The organism is Halorubrum xinjiangense, assembly GCF_900102375.1.
Lineage (GTDB): Archaea > Halobacteriota > Halobacteria > Halobacteriales > Haloferacaceae > Halorubrum > Halorubrum xinjiangense.
Window position 1 is genome coordinate 1 of sequence record NZ_FNBO01000014.1, and the last position, 20,971, is coordinate 20,971.

A 20,971-nucleotide genomic window follows, 5' to 3' on the forward strand; every position below is an offset into this window, starting at 1 on the left:
GATGAGGATCACGCCCCCTGCGCTCCGGCGTAAGCGGTGATCTGATGTGAGCCGTGGTCGTTCGGTGCCATCCAAGCCGTTGGGTGCCCGGACACCACACAGACCAATGCAATGGTGTGTCAACAGCATCGTTGACACCCGCCAACACCCCCTTCAGGCCGGGAATCAGGCCTGAAGGATATTCATTCCGGTTGATCCTGCCGGAGGCCATTGCTATTGGGATCCGATTTAGCCATGCTAGTCGCACGAGTTCAGACTCGTGGCGAATAGCTCAGTAACACGTGGCCAAACTACCCTTCGGAACACAATACCCTCGGGAAACTGAGGCTAATAGTGTATACCATACCACCACTGGAATGAGTGGTATGCCAAACGCTCCGGCGCCGAAGGATGTGGCTGCGGCCGATTAGGTAGACGGTGGGGTAACGGCCCACCGTGCCAATAATCGGTACGGGTCATGAGAGTGAGAACCCGGAGACGGAATCTGAGACAAGATTCCGGGCCCTACGGGGCGCAGCAGGCGCGAAACCTTTACACTGCACGACAGTGCGATAGGGGGATCCCAAGTGCACAGGCATAGCGCCTGTGCTTTTCGGTACCGTAAGGTGGTACCAGAATAAGGGCTGGGCAAGACCGGTGCCAGCCGCCGCGGTAATACCGGCAGCCCAAGTGATGGCCGATCTTATTGGGCCTAAAGCGTCCGTAGCTGGCCGCGCAAGTCCATCGGGAAATCCACCTGCTCAACAGGTGGGCGCCCGGTAGAAACTGCGTGGCTTGGGACCGGAAGGCGCGACGGGTACGTCCGGGGTAGGAGTGAAATCCCGTAATCCTGGACGGACCGCCGATGGCGAAAGCACGTCGCGAGAACGGATCCGACAGTGAGGGACGAAAGCCAGGGTCTCGAACCGGATTAGATACCCGGGTAGTCCTGGCCGTAAACAATGCCTGCTAGGTGTGGCTCCCACTACGAGTGGGTGCTGTGCCGTAGGGAAGCCGCTAAGCAGGCCGCCTGGGAAGTACGTCCGCAAGGATGAAACTTAAAGGAATTGGCGGGGGAGCACTACAACCGGAGGAGCCTGCGGTTTAATTGGACTCAACGCCGGACATCTCACCAGCATCGACTGTAATAATGACGACCAGGTTGATGACCTTGTCCGAGTTTCAGAGAGGAGGTGCATGGCCGCCGTCAGCTCGTACCGTGAGGCGTCCTGTTAAGTCAGGCAACGAGCGAGACCCGCATCCTTACTTGCCAGCAGTACCGCGAGGTAGCTGGGGACAGTAGGGAGACCGCCGTGGCTAACACGGAGGAAGGAACGGGCAACGGTAGGTCAGTATGCCCCGAATGTGCTGGGCAACACGCGGGCTACAATGGTCAGGACAAAGGGTTCCTACTCCGAAAGGAGACGGTAATCTCAGAAACCTGATCGTAGTTCGGATTGTGGGCTGCAACTCGCCCACATGAAGCTGGATTCGGTAGTAATCGCGTGTCACAAGCGCGCGGTGAATACGTCCCTGCTCCTTGCACACACCGCCCGTCAAAGCACCCGAGTGAGGTCCGGATGAGGCGTACCTCGTACGTCGAATCTGGGCTTCGCAAGGGGGCTTAAGTCGTAACAAGGTAGCCGTAGGGGAATCTGCGGCTGGATCACCTCCACCGACCCGAGACCTCCCTTTGGGAGGCTCACCTTACGACCGTCACCACGACGGTCACTACTCATTCGCATTGGACTGTGTCGTCCGCCACCCACCGGCTTGGACACTTTAGAACGACCACGGCTCACACACATCACACACCAGACCTTCCCGCTAGGGAAGGTGGGCTCATAGCTCAGCGGTAGAGTGCCTCCCTTGCAAGGAGGATGCCCTGGGTTCGAATCCCAGTGAGTCCATGTCCGTTCGGACCGAATCCGTCCCCTTAAGTGGGAGACGCGACTCGGTTCGAACACGACGACCGATGCACCATCCCGGGAAACCGCGGATGGGAAGGGTTCGACGAACGCCCCGTCACACCCGGGGCGATTCAATGACAACCGTGTATACGTGCGATCCAGACGTCCACTGAACTCATCCGAGTTCGTGGAACGTCAGTGAACCATATACAGTCGGGTGACACTATGTCACTTGACACCGTCAGCACTCTCTTCGGAGAGTTGGCTGACACACTACTGGCTACTGTGCCAGCTGGTGAATGGCTCGGCTCGAGAGCCGACGACGGACGTGCCAAGCTGCGAAAAGCTCGTGGGACCCGCATGGAGGGAAAGAACACGAGATCTCCCAATCGGAATCCGTTCAACAATTGCCACGCGCAATAGGGAACGCCCTGAATTGAAACATCTCAGTAAGGGCAGGAAAAGAACGCAAACGCGATGTCGTCAGTAACCGCGAGTAAACGCGACACAGCCCAAACCGAAGGTCTTCGGACCAATGTGGTGTTCGGGTTGACAATCAAAACGCGACACTCTCTCAGAAGTCTCCTGGAACGGAGCGTGAAACAGGGTGACAACCCCGTATGAGAGAACAGTACCGTTGGCGTCAAATCCAGAGTAGCAGGGGTCGGATATCCTCTGTGAACATCTCAGGCATCCCCTGAGAAGGCTAAACACTCCTCGAGACCGATAGCGAACAAGTAGCGTGAGCGAACGCTGAAAAGCACCCCGAAAAGGGCGGTGCAATAGGGCCTGAAATCAGCTGGCGATCGAGCGACAGGGCGTACAAGGCGTCTCTCAAAACGACCGAGAAGCGATTCTCTAGTAGGAAGAGAGACGAGCCGGCGTCGTGTCGTGCGTTTTGAAAAACGACCCAGGGAGTGCACTTGATTGGCGAGTCTAACCCGTGAACCGGGGAAGGCGCAGGGAAACCGATACGGCCGCAGCATTGCGAGGGCCACCGTGTTCAAGCGCGGGGAGTCAATTGGGTGCGACCCGAAACCAGGCGATCTACGCGCGAGCAAGGTGAAGCGTGGCGAAAGCCACGTGGAGGCCTGTTAGAGTTGGTATTCTACAATATCCTCTCGTGACTCGTGTGTAGGGGTGAAAGGCCCATCGAGCCTGGCAACAGCTGGTTCCAACCGAAACATGTCGAAGCATGACCTCTTCCGAGGTAGCCCGCGGGGTAGAGCTACCGATTGGATGACCCGCCTCCGAGAGGAGTCGGCCATCCTGTCGAACTCCAAACCCGCAGGCGCCGCAGACGAAGGGAGTCCGGTGCGCGGGGTAAGCCTGTGTACCGTGAGGGGAACAACCCAGAGCCGGGTTAAGGTCCCAAAGTGTAGATTAAGTGCGATTCGAAGGTGGTCTCAAGCCCTAAACAGCCGGGAGGTGAGCTTAGAAGCAGCTACCCGCTAAGAAAAGCGTAACAGCTTACCGGCCGAGGTTTGAGGCGCCCAAAATGATCGGGGCTCAAATCTACCACCGAGACCTGGCCGTGCCCGTGAAAGGGCAACCGCGTAGGTTGGCGTACTGGTCGGACGGAAGCCCGGGCGAGAGCTCGTGTGGACCGTCCAGTAACGACAATCCTGGTCACAGTAGCAGCGATAGTCGGGTGAGAACCTCGACGGCCTGAAGAGCAAGGGTTCCTCGGCACTGCCGTTCAGCCGAGGGTTAGCCGGTCCTAAGGTGTACCACAACTTGACTACACCGACGGGAAGCTGGTTAATATTCCAGCGCCATTATGCAGTAAACGCCGACGCCGTGTGGAACGCTGAGCCGGGCACTCGCCCGGTCAAATCGTGGAAACTCGTGGACGCCGTCACGGCACGAAGCGAGCGAAACGCGAAATAGCGAAAGTCAGCCGTACATAGGGCCCGTGAAAAGGCAAGCATGATGTCCGTACCGAGATCCGACACAGGTGCTCTGCCAGCGCAAGGCAAGGCCTGTCGGGAGAACCGACGTTAGGGAATTCGGCAAGTTAGTCCCGTACCTTCGGAAGAAGGGATGCCTGCTCTCGACGGAGCAGGTCGCAGTGACTCGGGCGCTCCGACTGTCTAGTAACAACACAGGTGACCGCAAATCCGCAAGGACTCGTACGGTCACTGAATCCTGCCCAGTGCGGGTATCTGAACACCTCGTACAAGAGGACGAAGGACCCGTCAACGGCGGGGGTAACTATGACCCTCTTAAGGTAGCGTAGTACCTTGCCGCTTCAGTAGCGGCTTGCATGAATGGATAAACGAGAGCGCCACTGTCCCAACGTTGGACCCGGTGAACTGTACGTTCCAGTGCGGAGTCTGGAGACCCCCAAGGGGAAGCGAAGACCCTATAGAGCTTTACTGCAGGCTGTCGCTGAGACGTGGTCGCCGATGTGCAGCATAGGTAGGAGTCGTTACACAGGTACGTGCGCCAGCACGCCACCGAGACAGCATTGAAATACTACCCGTCGGTGACTGCGACTCTCACTCCGGGAGGAGTACACCGGTAGCCGGGCAGTTTGACTGGGGCGGTACGCGCTCGAAAAGATATCGAGCGCGCCCGAAGATCATCTCAGCCGGGTCGGGAATCCGGCGAAGAGCGCAAGAGCAAAAGATGGTCTGACAGTGTTCTTCCCAACGAGGAACGCTGACGCGAAAGCGTGGTCTAGCGAACCTACGAGGTTCCGGAATGGGACCCGTAGATGACAGAAAAGCTACCTTAGGGATAACAGAGTCGTCACTCGCAAGAGCACATATCGACCGAGTGGCTTGCTACCTCGATGTCGGTTCCCTCCATCCTGCCCGTGCAGACGCGGGCAAGGGTGAGGTTGTTCGCCTATTAAAGGAGGTCGTGAGCTGGGTTTAGACCGTCGTGAGACAGGTCGGCTGCTATCTATTGGGGGTGTGAGGTACCTGACGTGAACGAACGTATAGTACGAGAGGAACTACGTTTGGTCGCCACTGGTGTATCGGTTGTCCGAGAGGGCAGATGCCGAGTAGCCACGCGACACGGGGTAAGAGCTGAACGCATCTAAGCTCGAAACCCACATGGAAAAGAGGTACCACAGAGGTCACTCGTAGAAGACGAGTTCGATAGACTCGGGGTGTACGCACCGAGGCAACGAGGTGTTAAGCCCACGAGCACTAACAGACCGAGCCACATTCATTGGCGCTGACGCGCCACGACTCGCATGAGTTCAGGCGGTATCTGGATCGCACGATTTACACGGTTGGTATCGAACCAGACCGACACAGGCGTCTCGCTTCGTCCGTCACGAGTGACGGTTCGAAGAGAGTCTCGGTTCGACTCCGAGAGTCGGCGTAAAGGCGGCCAGAGCGGTGGGGGAACACCCGTACCCATTCCGAACACGGAAGTTAAGCCCACCAGCGTATCGTGAAGTACTGGAGTGAGCGATCCTCTGGGAACCACGAGTCGCCGCCTGCCCACTCATACGGGAGCCAACTCCCATCCAGCCCACGGACAGCGCGTCCGTGGGCTTTTTTTCATGTACGCCGAGCCCCCAGGCTCGGGAAACAAATATCATGAGTAACTACTGTCCGCGAATCCACCAGCGCCGGTATTCGCAACCCTGCTGAGTAGCGCCGACTCGGTCCGTGTCACCGCTGGTTCAGTTGTGGATACCCATCCCACCTCACAAACGGTCAGCCGGTGATCGTCTCGCCAAGGGACGTATCAGTACTAATAGCTTCATCCGTAAGTTTATCACTTTTGTCGCTGAACCTAACGTATCATGGGAGGACCGGACGACACGACACGACTCGTCTGTGGGGGCCGCTCATCGGTTCGCGACGGAGTCGCCGCCGACCGTGTTGTGTCCGTGTTGTTCGGGACCGACGTTGAGTCGTGGCGTCGCGGTTGGGACCGAACGCCCGCGGGAGCGCCGGACCGCGAGGCGGTAGTAGACGTGAACGACATCGTTCGCAGCGGGGCTGTCTCGTCGACGCAGATGATGCCGAACAACGGGCTTGCGTACACGGTCCTCGGTCGTGCCGCCGAAAGGGAGCATATTCTCGACGCCGTCGCTGACCATTTCGAGGGTGCCCCCTCGGGGACGGTCGACGTCATCGTCGACGATCTTGAACCTCTCGCCGTTCGGGAGGGGGTCGACTCGGCGATGACGTTCGTCGACCGTCTCTTCGAACGCTTTCGGGGGCGAGCTGATGATATCTCGATGGGATGTTCGTTCGAGGGGTCGGAGGAGTTGCTGTCGCGAGTCGGCGCCCGCGTGGACTCCGTGGTCGGTGTGGACGCGGACGCAGCGTCGGCGGTCGAGCAGCTCTCCGGGGAGGATCCAACGACCTTTGGGTACGTCCGTCGGCACTGGGCCGAGGCCAAGCGCGGTATCGAGGCGTGCGACCGCAACTACCCGCAGTCGAAGCAGATCCACGCCGCGCTGGTTGATCCGGAGACGACGCCGCGAACGCTGGGGGCGACCCTGTCGGGGCTGGTCACGCTCGGCGCGCTGGACACGTGGGGAAACACCGTCGGCCCGACCCGATACGATCTCACTGTCTACCGGCCGGACCGGACGTTGGCCGTCGGCGCGGCCCTCGCGGCAAGCATTTCGGACGACTGAGTCCGACGTCCTGTCGAAATCGGCCCGCTAGCCCCCGGTGTCGGGTCGATCGTCGGTCTCCCCGATACGTTTGAGGTCGGCCTCCACGACGGTGCCGTCCGGCTCCAGCGTCACGCTCCCGAGGGCCGCGGTCTCGCCGGTGTCGTACCGCGCGGCGATGGCCTCCAGCGTCGGGCGTCGGTCGAGCCGCTCCCACACGGCCTCCGTGACGAGCGACTGAAACGTCTCGGGGTCGGTCCATCCGGCGTCGATGTCGGAGGGAACGCCGACGACGACGCGGAGTTCCGTCTCGGCGACGCGGATGCCGACGCCGAACGTGTCCGCACACATGAGCGCTCGTTCGCGTCGGGGAGTGAAATCTCCGTCGGCGCCGTCCGTCGGCCGCGCGCTGTGAGGGTCTCTCGCCGTGTCGACCGGTCGGCTCTCGAAACCGGTAAGCGCTCGCCGCGCGAACGACCGCGAGTACCCGATGAGTCCGAAGCCAGCGGTGTCGCCGAAATGGGGGCTAGCGCTCGCGGTCGTCGCGGTGAGCGCGGGTGCGATTCTCGTGCGCCTGAGCGACGCGCCGAGTTCGGTCGCCGCGTTCTACCGGGTGCTGTTCACGACTCTGCCGCTGGCTACGGTTGCGGCGTGGCGGTACCGCGGGGAGTTCGCGCGGATCCGGACCCACGACCTCGCGTTTGCGGTGCTCTCCGGGGTCGCGCTCGCGGTCCACTTCGCTGCCTGGTTCGAGAGCCTCCGGTGGACGAGCGTCGCGGCGAGCGTGACGCTCGTCCAAGCGCAACCGGTGTTCGTCGCGGTCGGCGCGTGGCTGCTGTTGCGCGAACGGGTCACGCGTCGCATGGCCGCGGGTATCGCGGTCGCCGTCGGCGGGATGGCGTCGATGTCGCTCGGGGATCTCCTCGGCGGCGTGGCGGTCGGTCCGCGCCCGCTGTACGGGAACGCGCTGGCGCTGACGGGCGCCGTCGCCGCCGCGGGCTACGTGTTGGCAGGTCGTTCACTGCGGCAGCGGATCTCGCTTATCCCCTACGTCACCGTCGTGTATGGCGTCTGCGTGGCCGTTTTACTCGTGTTTGTCATCGCCGCGGGACACCCGCTCACGGGATACCCCGCCCGGGAGTGGCTTCTGTTCGCCGGGCTCGCGGTCGGGCCGGGGCTGCTCGGTCACACCGTTCTCAACTGGGCGCTCGCGCATCTCGAGTCGAGCGTCGTCTCCGTCTCGCTGCTCGGCGAGCCGGTCGGCGCGACGCTGCTCGCGTTCGCGTTGCTCTCGGAGGCGCCGACGCCAGTGACCGTCGCCGGCGGGTGTGTCGTCCTCGCGGGCATCTACGTCACCGCGACGGCGGCTCCGACGTAGCGTTTTCAGTGCCGATATTTTGCGGTGAAGATTGAAGCCAGTCGAAGGGATTGAAGCGGTATGAACCGGCGAACGGTCGTTGCGTTCGTGAGCGATGACGCGAGCGCGAGCGAACGCGTGTCCCGCGCGGTCGACGCCGTCTGGGGCGGCCCGAACGGGCCGGAACTCCGCACGTTCGCCGCGGCGGATCTGGACGGTGATCGAGACGGCGAGGACCCGCTGAGCGTCGCGTGCGGCGTCGTCGTCACCGCCGCGGCGACGGCCAATGGCGCGGTGACGGAGCGGCTCGCGGCGCTCCCGTCGAACGTCCCCGTGATCGCGCTCGTCGAGGATGCGACGACGAGGACGCTCCGATCCCTGCTGGCGGCGGACGTGGACGACGTGGTCGCGACCGACGACTGGGGATCGAACTCCGACGAGACCGACGCGTCCGACCCGCTCGCCGAGCGCCTCGAGAGTCGGCTGGCTCCTGACTGTGTCAGGCTCGGCAGCGACGACGTCGCTCGCCTCGCCGACGTGTTGCTCGACGCCGGAACGACGCTTATGAGCACGCGCACGGACGAGGTCCAGACGAAGATCGAGTGGACGATAGAGAACGTCGGCGAACACGCCGAGCTCGATCGGATCGTCTGTTATCGGGAGGCCGGCGGGGAGTTCGTCCCAGAGTACGGCTGGTGTCCCGACGGATCCGAGCCGACGCCGAGAGCGTTTGAGGAGTTCCCCGAGCCGGAGCGGCTGTCGACGTTCGGCAACGTCGCCAGCCCCGCGGCTTCGGACGAGAGCACTGACGGCGGTGGCGACAGGGCGGAGAACGCGGACCCGCCGGCGACGGTTCACGTCCCGCTCGTCGTCGACTGGGAGCTGAGCGGGATCGTCGCGTTCGAGTCCGATGCCCCCCGCGTCTGGACGGACGACGAGGTCGATCTGTACCGCACTCTCGGCGATCTGATCGCGCACACGATCGCGCGCAACGATCGCCGAACGGCGCTCCGGCGGCAGGCGGATCAGCTCGAACAGTTCAGCGCGGTCGTCTCCCACGATCTCAGGAATCCGCTGAACGTGCTCTCGGGATACCTCTCCCTCTCCGAGGACGAACTCACGCCGTCGCGGTACGACGCCATGAGCGGCGCAGTCGACCGCATGGAGACGCTGATCGACGATCTCCTCATGCTCGCGCGGCGCGGCGAGGCGATCGGCGAGACCGAGTCGGTGCCGATTGCGGCCGTCGCGGAGGACGCCTGGGAGTCGGTGCGCGCCCCCGACGCGACGCTCACGATTGCGGGCGACGTTGGTCACGTTGAGGCTGACCCGGGTCGGCTGCGGCAGGCGCTGGAGAATCTCTTCCGGAACGCGATCGACCACGGCGGTCACGACGTCGCGATAGAGATCGGGCCGCTCGCCGCGGACGGCGGCGGCGGGATGTACGTCGCGGACGACGGGCCCGGGATCCCGGTCGAACTCGCCGACAGGGTCTTCGACTCCGGCGTTTCCTCGGCCGACAGCTCCGGCATCGGACTGGCGATCGTCGACCGGATCGTCGACGCACACGAGTGGAACATCGAGGCCCGGAACGACGACGGCGCCGTCTTCGAACTCACGTTTGGCGCGGACGCGACGCCGATGGCGTCGCCGTAGCGGTTCCCCCCGCTCGCCGTCGGGCGATCAACCTTCGGAGAACCGCTCGTCGCGGGCGGTCAGTTCTCGGAGAACCGATCGACCGTCCGGCGGTGCCGGTCGCGGAACATCCCCTCGAACCCGACCTTCGCCATCGGGCCGACCGCGTCACCGAGCGGGCCGAGCGGCAGCCGGTAGGCGACCGTGTCCACGAGGAGCGTCTCGTCGCCGTCGGCGTAGAACGCGTGGGTGTGTTCCCACCGTCGGAACGGACCGCCTTCCATCTCGTCGACGAACCGGGCGGAGCGCTCAGGAGAGGTCGTCCCCTCGGGCTCGCGCTCGACGATCCGCGACGTCCACCGCTGTCGCGGTCCGGCCCCGAACGGTCGGATCGACATCTCTATCTCCGACCCGGCGACGAGGACCTCGGGGTCGAGCGAGCCGTCCGGGCCTTTGACGTCACCGACACGGAGACGCATCCAGTCCGGAGTGAGTTCTCGCAGTCCGTCGACCGTGGAGTGAAACTCCCACACGTCTTTGATCGGGGCCGGTACCCGAGTCGTCCGCCTGTACGTCGGCATAGGCGGGATACGAGTCGCGCGGACAAAAACCCGTCCTCGGCGGCGGTTCGGGGACCGAAACCGCCATGCCCGCGCGAGCCCTGACCGAAGACGATGGAACGCGGGGCGATCGACGTCGGCGACCTGGCTGGACCGTTCGACCTTCAGGCGACCCTCGAGAGCGGCCAGAGCTACCTCTGGAACCGCGCGGACGGCGAGACGTACGCCGAGCTCCACGCTCACGGCGGCGACGCGTGGTACGAGACCGTCGTCGATCCGATCCTCGGCGTGACCGACGAGCGCGTCGCGGTCAGAGTCCGACAACAGGGTGGCGTCCACGACGGCACGCTCCGCTGGGAGGCGTCGACGGACGCCGAGCCGCTGTTGACGCACCTGCTCCGGCTCGACGACGACCTGGACGCGATCCTGGACGCCACGCCGGACCTCCCCCTCTTAGAACGGGCGTACGACGCCTACGAGGGAATGCGGTTGACCCGCGATCCCGTCTTCCCCTGTCTGATCTCTTTCATCTGTTCGGCGCAGATGCGGGTCGCGAGGATACACGGGATGCAGCGGCGGCTCCGGGAGACGTACGGCGACGCTGTCGCGCTCGGCGACGAGACGTACCGGTCGTTCCCCACATCCGAGCAGCTGGCCGCGCGCACCGAGGACGAACTCCGCGACCTCTCTTTGGGGTACCGCGCGCCGTACGTCCAACGGACGGCGGAGATGGTCGCGAGCGGCGAGGCGGACCCGCTGGAAGCGGCCGACCTCCCCTACGAGGAGGCGCGCGAGTCGCTCACGCGGTTCGTCGGCGTCGGTGACAAGGTCGCCGACTGCGTGCTGCTGTTCTCGCTGGGGTTCCTCGAAGCGGTCCCGCTCGACACCTGGATCCGCACCACGATCGAGAAGTACTACCCCGACTGCGACCGGGGGAGCTACGCCGCGACCTCGGAGGCGATCCGCGAGCGCTTTGGCGGCGAGTTCGCCGGCTACGCGCAGACGTACGTGTTTTACTACCTCCGCGCCGGCGGCGAGTGATCGGGAATCCCCGGGGGCCGGCCCTTCGGAGCTGAGAGGCGGCGGCTCCGGTGTCAAGAATCGACCGCTTCGTCCCCCGAGAGCCGACCGGTTTGACTCCCGCCTTCCCGACCGTCGGCCGCAGCCGAAGTTTGATACTCGTTCGCGTGGTACTCTCGGTCGTGATGGACTGCCGAGTCGTCGTCGAGGCAGCGGTTCCGGTGTACGACGTGGACACCGCCGACGAAGCGGTCCGTATCGCCATCTCGAAGACCGGTGAGATGCTCAACCCGGACCTCAACTATGTCGAGATCGACACCGGGACGCGGACGTCGCCGAGCGGCGAACAGCTCGACCCGGCGTTCGTCGCGGCCGACGAGGCGCTCGTCGCCTTGGAGCTTCGAATGGACGTGTTCAACGTCGACCGAGGCGAACACGCCAGCCGCGTCGCGCGCAAGGAGATCGGACAGCGGCTCCGAAACATCCCGCTGAAGGTGCTTTCTGTCACCGAGATCGATTCGGCGGAGAGCGACCGCACGGGGGAACCCGCGGCCGCGAAGGAGCCCCCAGCCGGGGAGGAGACCTCCGAGACGGACCCCGACGCTCCCGAATCTGGTGCTCACGGCGACGAGGCGGGCGGCGAGTCCTGAACACCGGTCGCCGTCGTCCGTTGGCGCTCAGGAGCTGTCCGTGACGCTGGCCGGCGTTTGGTACGGTCGGCGAGGAGTAGCGCGCAGTAAACGTCTCAGTCGGCCGTCGGGGCCAGCGGCTCCGATTCGGACGACTCCATCGGCTCAGTGATTCCCTCTGTCAGCTTGAAAACGGCCGCTTTGTGGTCGGTCTTCGATTTGTGAATCGATGTCGGCTTCACGCCCAGTTCCTCGTAGGCTTCGAGGTCGACGTCGTCGTCCCAGAACTCGCACTGTTTTCGTACCTCTGCGAGGAGACCGTGAAGATGGATGAGCTCCTGCTTCTTCATGAGTACCAGTCCTTTGCTACCGGAGGTTTATATTATTATCTTGAGCCACGTTACCACACTATTCGCGTATTTCGCGAGTAGCGGGGCGGAGAAGTGCGTTCTCGATAAATCGTTAAGAATCGGTTTCGCCCGTCTTCGGCGGCCCGCGAACGACGAGCGACAGCGGTCGCTGTACGGTCGGGGCGTGGACGTTCGGGAGGGAAGTCGGGTAGTTGTTCGGGAGGGGGACCGGGTGGTCGTTCGGGAGGGGGACCGGGTGGTCGTTCAGGAATGCGGCGGAGAGGATCTCACTGGAACTGCTTGACGGCCTCAAGGTCGCGCTCCGTTCGCATGAACTCGGTCAGGCGGCGCGTCGCGTGACACGCCGAACAGCTGAAGTTAGACCGGAGATCCTGAAGGTCGGCGGGGTTGTCCTGCCACTCCTTGCCGCACTCCGGACAGACGAGCCTAACGAACGCGTCAACCATGTCCTCTCCTACAGCCGGCGGCGTTAAAAACGTAAGTGACGGTGGGGGTCGACCGCCGAGGCGTTCGTCACGAGCGTCGAACCGGCCCTCGCCGGCGTCTCAGGCGCTTACCGTGCCGCTCGCCTCGAGCAGCTCCTTATACCGGTTCCGGATGGTGACCTCCGAGACGTCGGCGACGCCGCTGACCTGGCTCTGGGTCACCTTCTCGTTCGACAGCAGCGCCGCGGCGTAGACCGCGGCGGCGGCGAGGCCGACCGGCGACTTGCCGCTCGTGATCCCCGCGTTCGCGGCGTCGTCGAGCAGTTCGCGGGCGCGCCGCTCGGTCTCCTCCGAGAGGTCGAGCCGCGAGACGAACCGCGGGACGTAGCTCGTCGGGTCCGCGGGCTGGACGCGGAGTCCGAGTTCGCGGATAACGTAGCGGTACGTCCGGGTGAGCTCCATCTTCTCCACCCGAGAGACCGCCGTGAACTCGTCGAGGCTCCGGGGGTTCCCCACCTGCCGAGCCGCGGCGTACAGCGCCGCGGTCCCGACGCCCTCGATGGATCGCCCGGGGAGGAGGTTCTCGCTCAGCGCGCGGCGGTAGATGACGGAGGCGGTTTCGCGGACGTTATCCGGGAGGCCGAGCGCCGAGGCCATCCGATCGATCTCGCCGAGCGCCTGCTTGAGGTTGCGCTCCTTCGAGTCACGGGTGCGGAACCGCTCGTTCCACGTGCGCAGCCGCTGCATCCGGCGTCGCTGTCGCCCCGAAAGCGACTTGCCGTAGGCGTCTTTGTCCTGCCACCCGATGTTCGTCGAGAGCCCCTTGTCGTGCATCATGTTCGTCGTCGGGGCGCCGACGCGCGACTTGCTGTCCCGCTCGCCGGAGTTGAACGCGCGCCACTCCGGCCCGCGGTCGACCGAGTCCTCCTCGACGACGAGCCCGCAGTCGCTACAGACCGTCTCGCCGTGTTCGGTGTCCGTCGCGAGCCGGCCGCCGCACTCGGGACAGGTCGTGGTCCGCTCGCGGTCGCGCTCGCTCGCCGTCTGCTCTCGGGCGTCCGCCGACTCCTCGGCTGCGGTGTCTGATCTGGTCCGCGTTCGCTCACCGCCTCCGGACGCGCCGTTGGCGTCCGCGAGTCTCTCTCGTTCCGTGCCGCCGTCGCTGTAGGTGTCTGTCTCTGTCATGGGCTTGCTCCGACGATCCCCCGACGAAAATACAGCGAGGTCCGCGAATCGCCAGTCTGTTAACGTATAGTTAGTTGCGAGAGTATATAAATCTACCTACGGACATGCGCGGTGAATACCGACTGAAACCACCTGAGGCGCGGTTTCCGCCGACTCGCCGCCGCGGCCGTGTCGGTGAGGATTCGAGGGATTCGTCGCACGACAGTATATATACTTCACTCTCAGGGCCGCCCCGAGGGGACGGGACCCGCTCGCGGTTTGGGGTGGCCGGCGACTCGCGGTCGAAGGCGGTCGTCAACTCACGGTCGGCACTCCCTCACCGGTTTCGTCTCACCGGGAACGCGACCCTGTTCGGATTCTTGTTGAACCGCTTTACGATCCGCTCGTCCGGTCAGTTCTTCACGCGCTGGCCGCGACGCGCGCGATCGCTCCCGCTAACACCTCGGTCGCGGCGGCGCAGTCCGCCCAGTCGGTCCACTCGCGGGGGTTGTGCGAAATCCCGTCGCGCGAGGGGGCGAAAAGCAGCGACGCGTCCGTGACGCGCGCGACCCGCATCGCGTCGTGGGCGGCCCCCGAGTGGAGATCGATCGCCTCGCGCCCGGCGGCGTCGGCGGCGTCGTGGGCGGCCTCGCGGAGGCGGTCGCTCATCGGCGTCGGCGCGACGTCGAACGGGCGCTCGAACGCCGTCTCGACGCCCCGCTCGCGCTCCAACCGCGCGAGCGAGTCGCGCGCCGCGTCGACGATCGTCTCCATCGACTCGGCCTCGACGTCGCGGACGTCCACGCCCGCCTCCACGCGCCCGGGGACCACGTTCGTCGCGTTCGGCTCGACCGACAGCGACCCGACGGTGCCGACCGCGGAGGGCGAGGAGGACGCCACGACCTCGTTCGCGGCGGCCTCCACGTCTAACACGAACTCGCTCGCGGCCGCGAGCGCGTCCGTCCGCTCGCCCATCGCGGTCGCGCCCGCGTGGTTCGCCTCGCCCTCGATCGTCGCCTCGCAGTGGGTGATCCCGGTGATCGTCGTCACGACGCCCGCCGCGGCGCCCGCGTCCTCGAGCGTCGTGTCCTGCTCGACGTGGAGCTCGTAGAACGCCGCCCACGACGCGGGGTCGATCGTCGCCGGGGCGCTGTCGGCGTCGGTCGGCATGGCGGCGTCGACCGCGCTTCCCCCGCGGTAGCCGATCCGATCGAGCGCCTCGCCGAGCGTCTCCCCCTCCGCGTTCGACAGCGCGAGCGCCTCGTCGAGCGTCGACTCTCCGGTCGCGACCGTCGAGCCCAGCAGCCCGTTACCGAACGTGCCGCCCTCCTCTTCGGTGAAGCTGACGACGCCGACCGGCCGGTCGGGCTCGAAGCCGTCGTCGCGCATCGCGCGGACCGCCTCCAGCGCGGCGTAGACGCCGAGCGGGCCGTCGAAGATCCCGCCCTCGGGGACGCTGTCGAGGTGGCTGCCGGAAACGACCGGCGCCGCGTCCGGGTCGGCGCTCTCTGGGGTCCACGTCCCGAAGACGTTCCCGACGGCGTCGACCGTCACGTCGAGATCGGCGTCGCGGAGCCGCTCGACGAGTCGGTCCCTGGCGCGGCGGTTCGCCTCGGTCCCCGTCCGATTCGTTCGGGCGTGCGCCGCCGGATCGTCCGTCTCGACGCGGCCGAACGCCGCGTTCGCCTCGATGTCCGCGCGGAGCCGGTCCGCGTCGACTGGGAGCTTCATACCGGAGCCGGGCGCCGCGGGATCAAAACGGTTCGGGCTCCGGCGGGGCGCTCGGCGCCGCCCGGATCCCCACCGCGCCGTCCCGGTCACTCCCCGCGCCGCGCGAGCCAGTAGCCCGCCGACCCGAGCCCGAGGCCGGCCGCGAACGATCGGCTCGCCGCGGGGTCGTCGACGGACCGGTCGACCGCGACCCCGAGCGCCGCCCACGCCAGCGCGACGCCGGCGCTCCGCCCCGGCCCGCTCCGGAACCGCCGACAGCCCGCGACCGCCCGCGAGTGCCGATAGAGGTACCCGACGGCGAATCCCACCGCGAGCGGTCTCGCTCGTACCCCTCCGTCGATGGCCCGCGACAGCGCGAGCAGGACGGCGCCGCCGAGACACTCGACCGCGGCGCCGACCGCGCGCACCGCATTCGCCATGGGCTGCGTTCGCACTCGGCGCGAAAATCGGTTTCGCCGAGCGGCCATCGTGGATCCGAAAACACTTGTCGGCGGGCGTCCTCGTTTCGGCCGGCATGTCCCCGTTGCTCCTCCAAGGCGCGGCCGCCGGAATCGCCCTCCTGATCAGCCTCCTCTTCCTCATCGTCCACCTCGCGATGATCGTGTGGACGTACTCGGACGCGCAGTCGCGAAGCGACCACCCGCCGATCCTCTGGGCGCTCGTGGTGTTCTTCGCGCCGATCCTCGGGCTGCTCCTGTACCTCATCATCGGTCGGGACTCCTACTAAGGCTCCGTCGCCGCGGGCGACAGGTCACCGGCGGTGACGGCCTCGGAGGGTGAGCCGCGCTCGCACCGGCTACACGCCTCTGAGAACGCTCGTCGCCCCGACGGTCTCGGCGACGACCCACGCGACGAACAGCCCGTAGGCCGCGAGCAGCGCGTACGACTCGCGGTCGGTGAGCGCGAGGCTCGTCCGGAGCGTCACGAAAAGCAGGACGGTCGCGCCCGTCAACACGCCGAGCATCGGCACCGCCGTCGAGAAGTTCACGGCGACCTCGCCGACGATCAGCACGCCGAGCGGGATCGCGACGAGCAGGTCGAAGGTGTTCGACCCGAGGACGTTGCCGAGGCTGGTCGCACCGCGGTTCTCGCGCGCGGTCCGGACGCTCACCAGCGCGTCCGGCACGCTCGTCGCGGCCGCGACCACTGTGACGCCGGCGAGAAACTCGGGGATCCCGAAGGTGACGCCGAGCGACTCCACCGACGCCACGAGCCGCTCGACGGTGATGACGATGAGCCCGAGCCCGGCCGCCAGCCTCGCCCACTCACGGCGGACGTCGACCCCGTCGCGCACGCGCTCGATCTCGGCGTCGCCGACGTCCTCGTACTGGATGAAGAGGTAGAGCCCGTACAGCGCGAGCGGGATGACCGCGAGGGAGCGGTTCATCGTCCCGACGATCGGGTCCGTCGAGACCGGGAAGTAGATGACCGCGAGCGCGAACGTCACGACCAGCGCCGACACCGCGAGCATGTAGAACTGCGCCTCCTTGTACACGATCGCCCGGTTGGCCTCCAGCTCGCCGTCGCCGCCGAGTCCGGACGCTGCGGGGATCACGAGGACGTTGAAGATGGCCGACCCGACGAGCGCGCCGACTCCCATGTCGAAGACGCCGGTGAGGGCGGTGACGAGCACGCTCACCAGCTCCGGGAAGCTCGACCCGACCGCGACGACGATCGACCCCTGGACCACGGCCGGGAGCCCGTAGTACCCGGAGAGCGATTCGGCCGCCGCCTCCAACCAGCCGCTTCCGAGCCAGATGAGCCCCGTCGCCGCGGCGATCACGAGGACGTGGACGATCGGCGCGTCCGGGAGGACTCCCGTCACGGGTCAGCGAACGTGCTTCCCCGCCAGTTCCCACAGCCGGTCAGCGATCGCGTCGTCGAGCGCGTCGCGCGTGACGCGCCACTCCCAGTTGCCGTCTAGGGTCCCCGGCTCGTTGAACCGCGACTCGCTGCCGAGCCCGAGCAGGTCTTGAACCGTCGTCACGGCGAGGATCGCGTCCGAGCCCCACACCGCGTCGATTATCGCCCACTCGGACGGCTCGTCGGGATCGGAGCCGACGTTGTACCGGAAACAGTCGCGCTGCTCGGCCGGGAGATCCTCGAAGTAGCCGGCCCACGTGTCCGTGTCGTGCGTCGAGGTGTAGCCGACGACGCCCTCGCCGTAGTGCATCGGCTGGTACTCGTCCCCCTCGGCGCACCAGTCGGCGTACTGCGGGACGCGCATCCCCGGGAAGCCGAACTCGGCCATCAGCTCGTCCATCGCCGGATCCTCGAAGCCGAGGTCCTCGGCGATGAACGGGGCCTCACCGAGCTCGCGCTCGACCGTCTCGAACAGGTCGCGGCCCGGGCCGTCGCGCCACTCGCCGTCCGCGGGGTCGTCGCTGTCGGCCGGGATCGCCCAGTAGTTCACGAACCCGAGGAAGTGGTCGAGCCGCGCCACGTCCGCGAGCTCGAACAGCCGGCGGAACCGGTCGAGCCACCAGTCGTACCCCGACTCGGCGAGCCGCTCCCAGTCGTACAGCGGGTTCCCCCAGCGCTGGCCGGTGTCGCCCGCGTTCGGCGGGACGCCCGCCACCGCAGTCGGGCGGTTCCCCTCGTCGAGCCGGAACGCCTCCGGGCTCGCCCATACGTCCGCGGAGTCGAGCGCGACGTAGATGGGCACGTCGCCGACGATCGACACCCCCTCCTCGGCCGCGACCGCGCGCAGGTCGCGCCACTGGCGGTCGAACGTCCACTGGACGAACTCGCGGAACCGGACCTCTCGGGCGTGCTCGTCGCGCGCGTCTGTCAGCGCCTCGGGGTCGCGCGTCCGCAGCGGCTCCGGCCACTCGGTCCAGACGTCCTCCGGCCGCGCGTCGGAGAGCGCCCGGAACAGCGCGTAATCCGCGAGCCACGGCTCGCGCTCGCGGAACTCGTCTATCGCCGCGCGGTCGGCCTCGGTCGCCCGCTCCTCGAACCGCTCGAAGGCAGTTCGCAACAGCGGGAGCTTGTACTCGCGGACGGCGTCGTAGTCGACACGGTCCGCCGGGAAGTCGGGGACCGGCTCCAGGTCCCCCTGGTCGAGCCACCCGTCCTCGACGAGCCCCTCGGGGTCGACGAACAGCGGGTTGCCGGCGAACGCCGACGGCGACTGGTACGGTGACTCGCCGGCGGCGGCGATGGTCGGGCCGATTGGACATATCTGCCAGTGGTCGACGTCGGCGTCGCCGAGGAACGAGAGGAACTCGCGCGCGCCCTCGCCGAGGTCGCCGATCCCGTACGCCCCCGGCAGCGAGGTGACGTGACAGAAGACGCCGTCGGAGCGGTCGAATCGCATACGCCACCCTGCGATCCCCACCGACTCAAGCGTTGCGTCCGGACGGGTCGCGCCGCGACGAGATCGGAGTGTGGGACCGGCCGCCGCCCGAGCGCTTACTCCTTCTCGACGGGCACCACAGCCACCTCGTCGACGCGGATCCGCTCGGTCCCGTCGACGTCCTCCACGACGCACCGGTCGTCGGCGATCAGGTCGCGCTCGCCGTGGTCGACCTCGACTGCGACGCTCGCGTCCGCTGGCGCGAAGTTGAGGACCACGACGAGCTCCTCGTCGCCGTCTCGCCGGCGGAACGCGACCACGTCGTCCGGGTGGACGTCGCCGCTCGCGACGATCGGCCGCTCCGAGAGGTCGCCGCTCGCGACGTGGTAGCCGACGCGAGACACGTCGCCGCCCGGACCGAGCGCGGGGTGGGCCCGCCGCGTCTCGAGCAGGCGCTCGTAGCGGTCGCGGACGTCCTCGCGCGCGTGGTCCCACGCGATCGCGTCCCGGCGGCCCCGCTGGCCGATCTCCTGGCCCGCATACACCATCGGGACGCCCGGCAGCGTCATGATCGCCGCGCCCGCGGCGGCCGCGGCGGCGTCGCCGCACTCGACGCGGTAGCGCGTCTCGTCGTGGTTCTCGATGTACTGGAGGAACTCGGCGTGGTCTGGGAACCCGATCTCGGCGCGTTGGTCGACCGCGTCGAGGACGGTCGCCGCGGGCTCCGCGCCCCGGCCGACCTGCCGGAGCTGGAAGTACAGCGTCGCGTCGAAGTGGACGTCGAACATCCCCTCGTGGAAGCCGGGGATGTACGGGATCGTCTCGTCCATCAGCAGGAACTCCCGGTCGATGTCCTTCACGCGGTCGCGCAGTTCGCGCCAGAAGGAGTCGGGCACGGCCCACGCCATGTCGCACCGGAACCCGTCGACGAGCGGCGCCCACTCGTCGATCACGTCGAGCAGGAACCGCCGCACGTCGAGGTTCGCGTGGTTGAGGTTCGCGATCAGCTCCCAGTCGAAGTAGGTGCCCGGCTCGCCGGACTCCTGCCACTCGTAGCGGTCGCGGAACGGCGAGTCGGGGTTCCGATACGCGTCTCGGAACCACTCGTGGTCGCGCGCGGTGTGGTTGGCGACGAAGTCGAACAGCACGCGCATCCCGTGGTCGTGGGCCGTCTCGACGAGCGCCTCGAACTCCTCCCGCTCGCCGAGGTCCTCGGCGGTGTCGAAGAAGTCGACGATGTTGTAGCCGTGCGGCTTCCCGTCGTGGCCGAGGACCGGCGTGAGCCACAGCGTGTCGACGCCGAGGTCCGCGATCCGCGGGATCCGCTCGGCGATGGCGTCGAACGCCTCTCCCTCCTCGGCGTCCGCGAAGGTGCGGACGAACACCTCGTAGACGGAGGCGTCGCGCGTCCACGCCGGCGGCTCGTTGAGCCGGACCGTCTCGAAGTCGGGCGTGTCCGGCGTCAACACCGCCTCGCCCCCCGAGGCGTCGGGAGCCGCGGACGGGCTACTGCCGGCGCGTTCGACGGCCGCCGCGTCGGCGACGCTGACTCGGGGGTCCTCGCCCGGGTCCCGCGCGACCGCGACGGCGTGAACGCGGAGCCGCTCGGGCACCGCGTCGAGAGGTACGCGGAGCTCGCGGCCATCCTCGCTCACGCGGAGCGCGTCCCGCGGGTTCGTGCGCCCCGCCGCGACGGCGTCGGCGACGTCACGGTCGTCGACGACGAACGTCACGGAGAGGTCCTCGGCGTCGAACGCCGACTCCGGATTCGGCGTCGGCACCGCGGTGAACACCGCCTCGCCGCCGGCTCCCTCGCCCGCCGGCCGGGCGTCGTCGCCGAACGCGACGCTCGCGTCCACCCGCACGCGCGGTCGGCCGACCCCCTCGTGCTGCTCACGGGCGGCGTAGTCGACCGGCGCGTCGATGTCGCCCGCGTCGCGGTCGCGTATCGCGGTGCCGCTCCCGCCCGCGACGTCGACGCCCTCGTAGCTCGCCGGGAACGCGCGGACGGTGAGCAGGTGGTCGCCGTCCGGCGCGTCGAGCCCGAGTAGGTAGCGGCCCGGCACGTCGGGCGTGAACTCGGTCACGGGGCCGTCGCCCACGGTCGCCTCGCTCTCGGGCGGCGCGTCCGCGACGCGCCACGCGTACTGCGCATCGGGGTTCGGGTCTCTCGGGGCCAGTTCCGTCCGCTCGCCGGTCGCGAGGAAGCGCGGGGGTCCGGGGTGGTGCATGTGACGCCCATCGACGCCCGGGGCCTTCGGTGTTGCTCTTGTTTCGGGGTCTCCTCGGGCGGCGACG

Annotated in this window: 16 protein-coding genes, 1 tRNA gene and 3 rRNA genes; 10 read left to right on the plus strand and 10 right to left on the minus strand. The window is 66.7% G+C overall.

The window, feature by feature from the left end:
• Positions 1-184 precede the first annotated feature (184 nt).
• From F3H13_RS13730 to F3H13_RS13750, 5 genes are all read left to right on the plus strand, one after another.
• Positions 185-1,654: ribosomal RNA gene (locus F3H13_RS13730) — 16S ribosomal RNA — on the plus strand.
• Positions 1,655-1,817: 163 nt separating this feature from the next.
• A tRNA-Ala gene (locus F3H13_RS13735) sits at positions 1,818-1,889 on the plus strand.
• A gap of 271 nt (positions 1,890-2,160) precedes the next feature.
• Positions 2,161-5,072 (plus strand): 23S ribosomal RNA (locus tag F3H13_RS13740).
• A gap of 157 nt (positions 5,073-5,229) precedes the next feature.
• Positions 5,230-5,351 (plus strand): 5S ribosomal RNA (gene rrf / locus F3H13_RS13745).
• Together the 16S, 23S and 5S rRNA genes with 1 tRNA gene alongside form the textbook arrangement of a ribosomal RNA operon.
• A gap of 307 nt (positions 5,352-5,658) precedes the next feature.
• Entirely contained in the window at positions 5,659-6,504 is an 846-nt protein-coding gene (locus F3H13_RS13750; RefSeq protein ID WP_223174429.1) for a hypothetical protein, read from the plus strand.
• 27 nt (positions 6,505-6,531) lie between these two features.
• Here the strand turns inward: F3H13_RS13750 and F3H13_RS13755 are convergent, their stop codons facing one another.
• Positions 6,532-6,834, minus strand: coding sequence for a hypothetical protein (locus F3H13_RS13755; protein WP_149799580.1), 303 nt, complete (start codon positions 6,832-6,834; stop codon positions 6,532-6,534).
• Between the two features lie 139 nt (positions 6,835-6,973).
• Between F3H13_RS13755 and F3H13_RS13760 the strand changes: the two genes are divergently transcribed.
• Both F3H13_RS13760 and F3H13_RS13765 read left to right on the plus strand, forming a co-directional pair.
• On the plus strand, positions 6,974-7,861 hold the full coding sequence (locus F3H13_RS13760; protein ID WP_149799581.1) for a DMT family transporter: 888 nt from the start codon (positions 6,974-6,976) through the stop codon (positions 7,859-7,861).
• A 60-nt stretch (positions 7,862-7,921) separates the two neighbouring features.
• Positions 7,922-9,496, plus strand: coding sequence for a sensor histidine kinase (locus F3H13_RS13765; protein ID WP_149799582.1), 1,575 nt, complete (start codon positions 7,922-7,924; stop codon positions 9,494-9,496).
• 59 nt (positions 9,497-9,555) lie between these two features.
• Here the strand turns inward: F3H13_RS13765 and F3H13_RS13770 are convergent, their stop codons facing one another.
• The gene (locus F3H13_RS13770) at positions 9,556-10,056 is read right to left on the minus strand and encodes an SRPBCC family protein (RefSeq protein ID WP_149799583.1); all 501 of its coding nucleotides are present in this window, start codon (positions 10,054-10,056) and stop codon (positions 9,556-9,558) included.
• A gap of 93 nt (positions 10,057-10,149) precedes the next feature.
• Between F3H13_RS13770 and F3H13_RS13775 the strand changes: the two genes are divergently transcribed.
• Both F3H13_RS13775 and F3H13_RS13780 read left to right on the plus strand, forming a co-directional pair.
• The gene (locus tag F3H13_RS13775; RefSeq protein ID WP_149799584.1) at positions 10,150-11,076 is read left to right on the plus strand and encodes a DNA-3-methyladenine glycosylase family protein; all 927 of its coding nucleotides are present in this window, start codon (positions 10,150-10,152) and stop codon (positions 11,074-11,076) included.
• A 164-nt stretch (positions 11,077-11,240) separates the two neighbouring features.
• Complete coding sequence (locus tag F3H13_RS13780) at positions 11,241-11,705, plus strand: DUF555 domain-containing protein (RefSeq protein ID WP_149799585.1); 465 nt, start codon at positions 11,241-11,243, stop codon at positions 11,703-11,705.
• 95 nt (positions 11,706-11,800) lie between these two features.
• Here F3H13_RS13780 and F3H13_RS13785 read toward each other — a convergent pair whose 3' ends face one another.
• The 5 genes from F3H13_RS13785 to F3H13_RS13810 all read right to left on the minus strand — a co-directional run bounded on the left by F3H13_RS13785 (position 11,801) and on the right by F3H13_RS13810 (position 15,794).
• Positions 11,801-12,034, minus strand: coding sequence for a UPF0058 family protein (locus F3H13_RS13785; RefSeq protein ID WP_004598519.1), 234 nt, complete (start codon positions 12,032-12,034; stop codon positions 11,801-11,803).
• Positions 12,035-12,321: 287 nt separating this feature from the next.
• A complete protein-coding gene (locus F3H13_RS13790; protein WP_017343474.1) occupies positions 12,322-12,501 on the minus strand; it encodes a DUF7836 family putative zinc-binding protein in 180 nt (59 codons plus the stop codon).
• Positions 12,502-12,600: 99 nt separating this feature from the next.
• Positions 12,601-13,665 carry a transcription initiation factor IIB gene (locus F3H13_RS13795; RefSeq protein ID WP_149799586.1) on the minus strand — a complete coding sequence of 355 codons (1,065 nt, stop codon included), beginning with the start codon at positions 13,663-13,665 and terminating at the stop codon, positions 12,601-12,603.
• A gap of 399 nt (positions 13,666-14,064) precedes the next feature.
• On the minus strand, positions 14,065-15,375 hold the full coding sequence (locus F3H13_RS13805) for a Zn-dependent hydrolase (RefSeq protein WP_149799587.1): 1,311 nt from the start codon (positions 15,373-15,375) through the stop codon (positions 14,065-14,067).
• Positions 15,376-15,461: 86 nt separating this feature from the next.
• On the minus strand, positions 15,462-15,794 hold the full coding sequence (locus tag F3H13_RS13810) for a hypothetical protein (RefSeq protein WP_149799588.1): 333 nt from the start codon (positions 15,792-15,794) through the stop codon (positions 15,462-15,464).
• Positions 15,795-15,889: 95 nt separating this feature from the next.
• Between F3H13_RS13810 and F3H13_RS13815 the strand changes: the two genes are divergently transcribed.
• Positions 15,890-16,102 carry a PLDc N-terminal domain-containing protein gene (locus F3H13_RS13815; protein ID WP_149799589.1) on the plus strand — a complete coding sequence of 71 codons (213 nt, stop codon included), beginning with the start codon at positions 15,890-15,892 and terminating at the stop codon, positions 16,100-16,102.
• Positions 16,103-16,171: 69 nt separating this feature from the next.
• Here F3H13_RS13815 and F3H13_RS13820 read toward each other — a convergent pair whose 3' ends face one another.
• The 3 genes from F3H13_RS13820 to malA all read right to left on the minus strand — a co-directional run bounded on the left by F3H13_RS13820 (position 16,172) and on the right by malA (position 20,904).
• Complete coding sequence (locus tag F3H13_RS13820; RefSeq protein WP_149799590.1) at positions 16,172-17,200, minus strand: sodium:calcium antiporter; 1,029 nt, start codon at positions 17,198-17,200, stop codon at positions 16,172-16,174.
• A gap of 3 nt (positions 17,201-17,203) precedes the next feature.
• Positions 17,204-18,694, minus strand: coding sequence for a 4-alpha-glucanotransferase (gene malQ / locus F3H13_RS13825; RefSeq protein WP_149799591.1), 1,491 nt, complete (start codon positions 18,692-18,694; stop codon positions 17,204-17,206).
• 95 nt (positions 18,695-18,789) lie between these two features.
• Positions 18,790-20,904: an alpha-amylase MalA gene (gene malA / locus F3H13_RS13830; protein WP_149799592.1), complete on the minus strand. Its 2,115-nt coding sequence runs from the start codon at positions 20,902-20,904 to the stop codon at positions 18,790-18,792.
• Between the last annotated feature and the right edge of the window lie 67 nt (positions 20,905-20,971).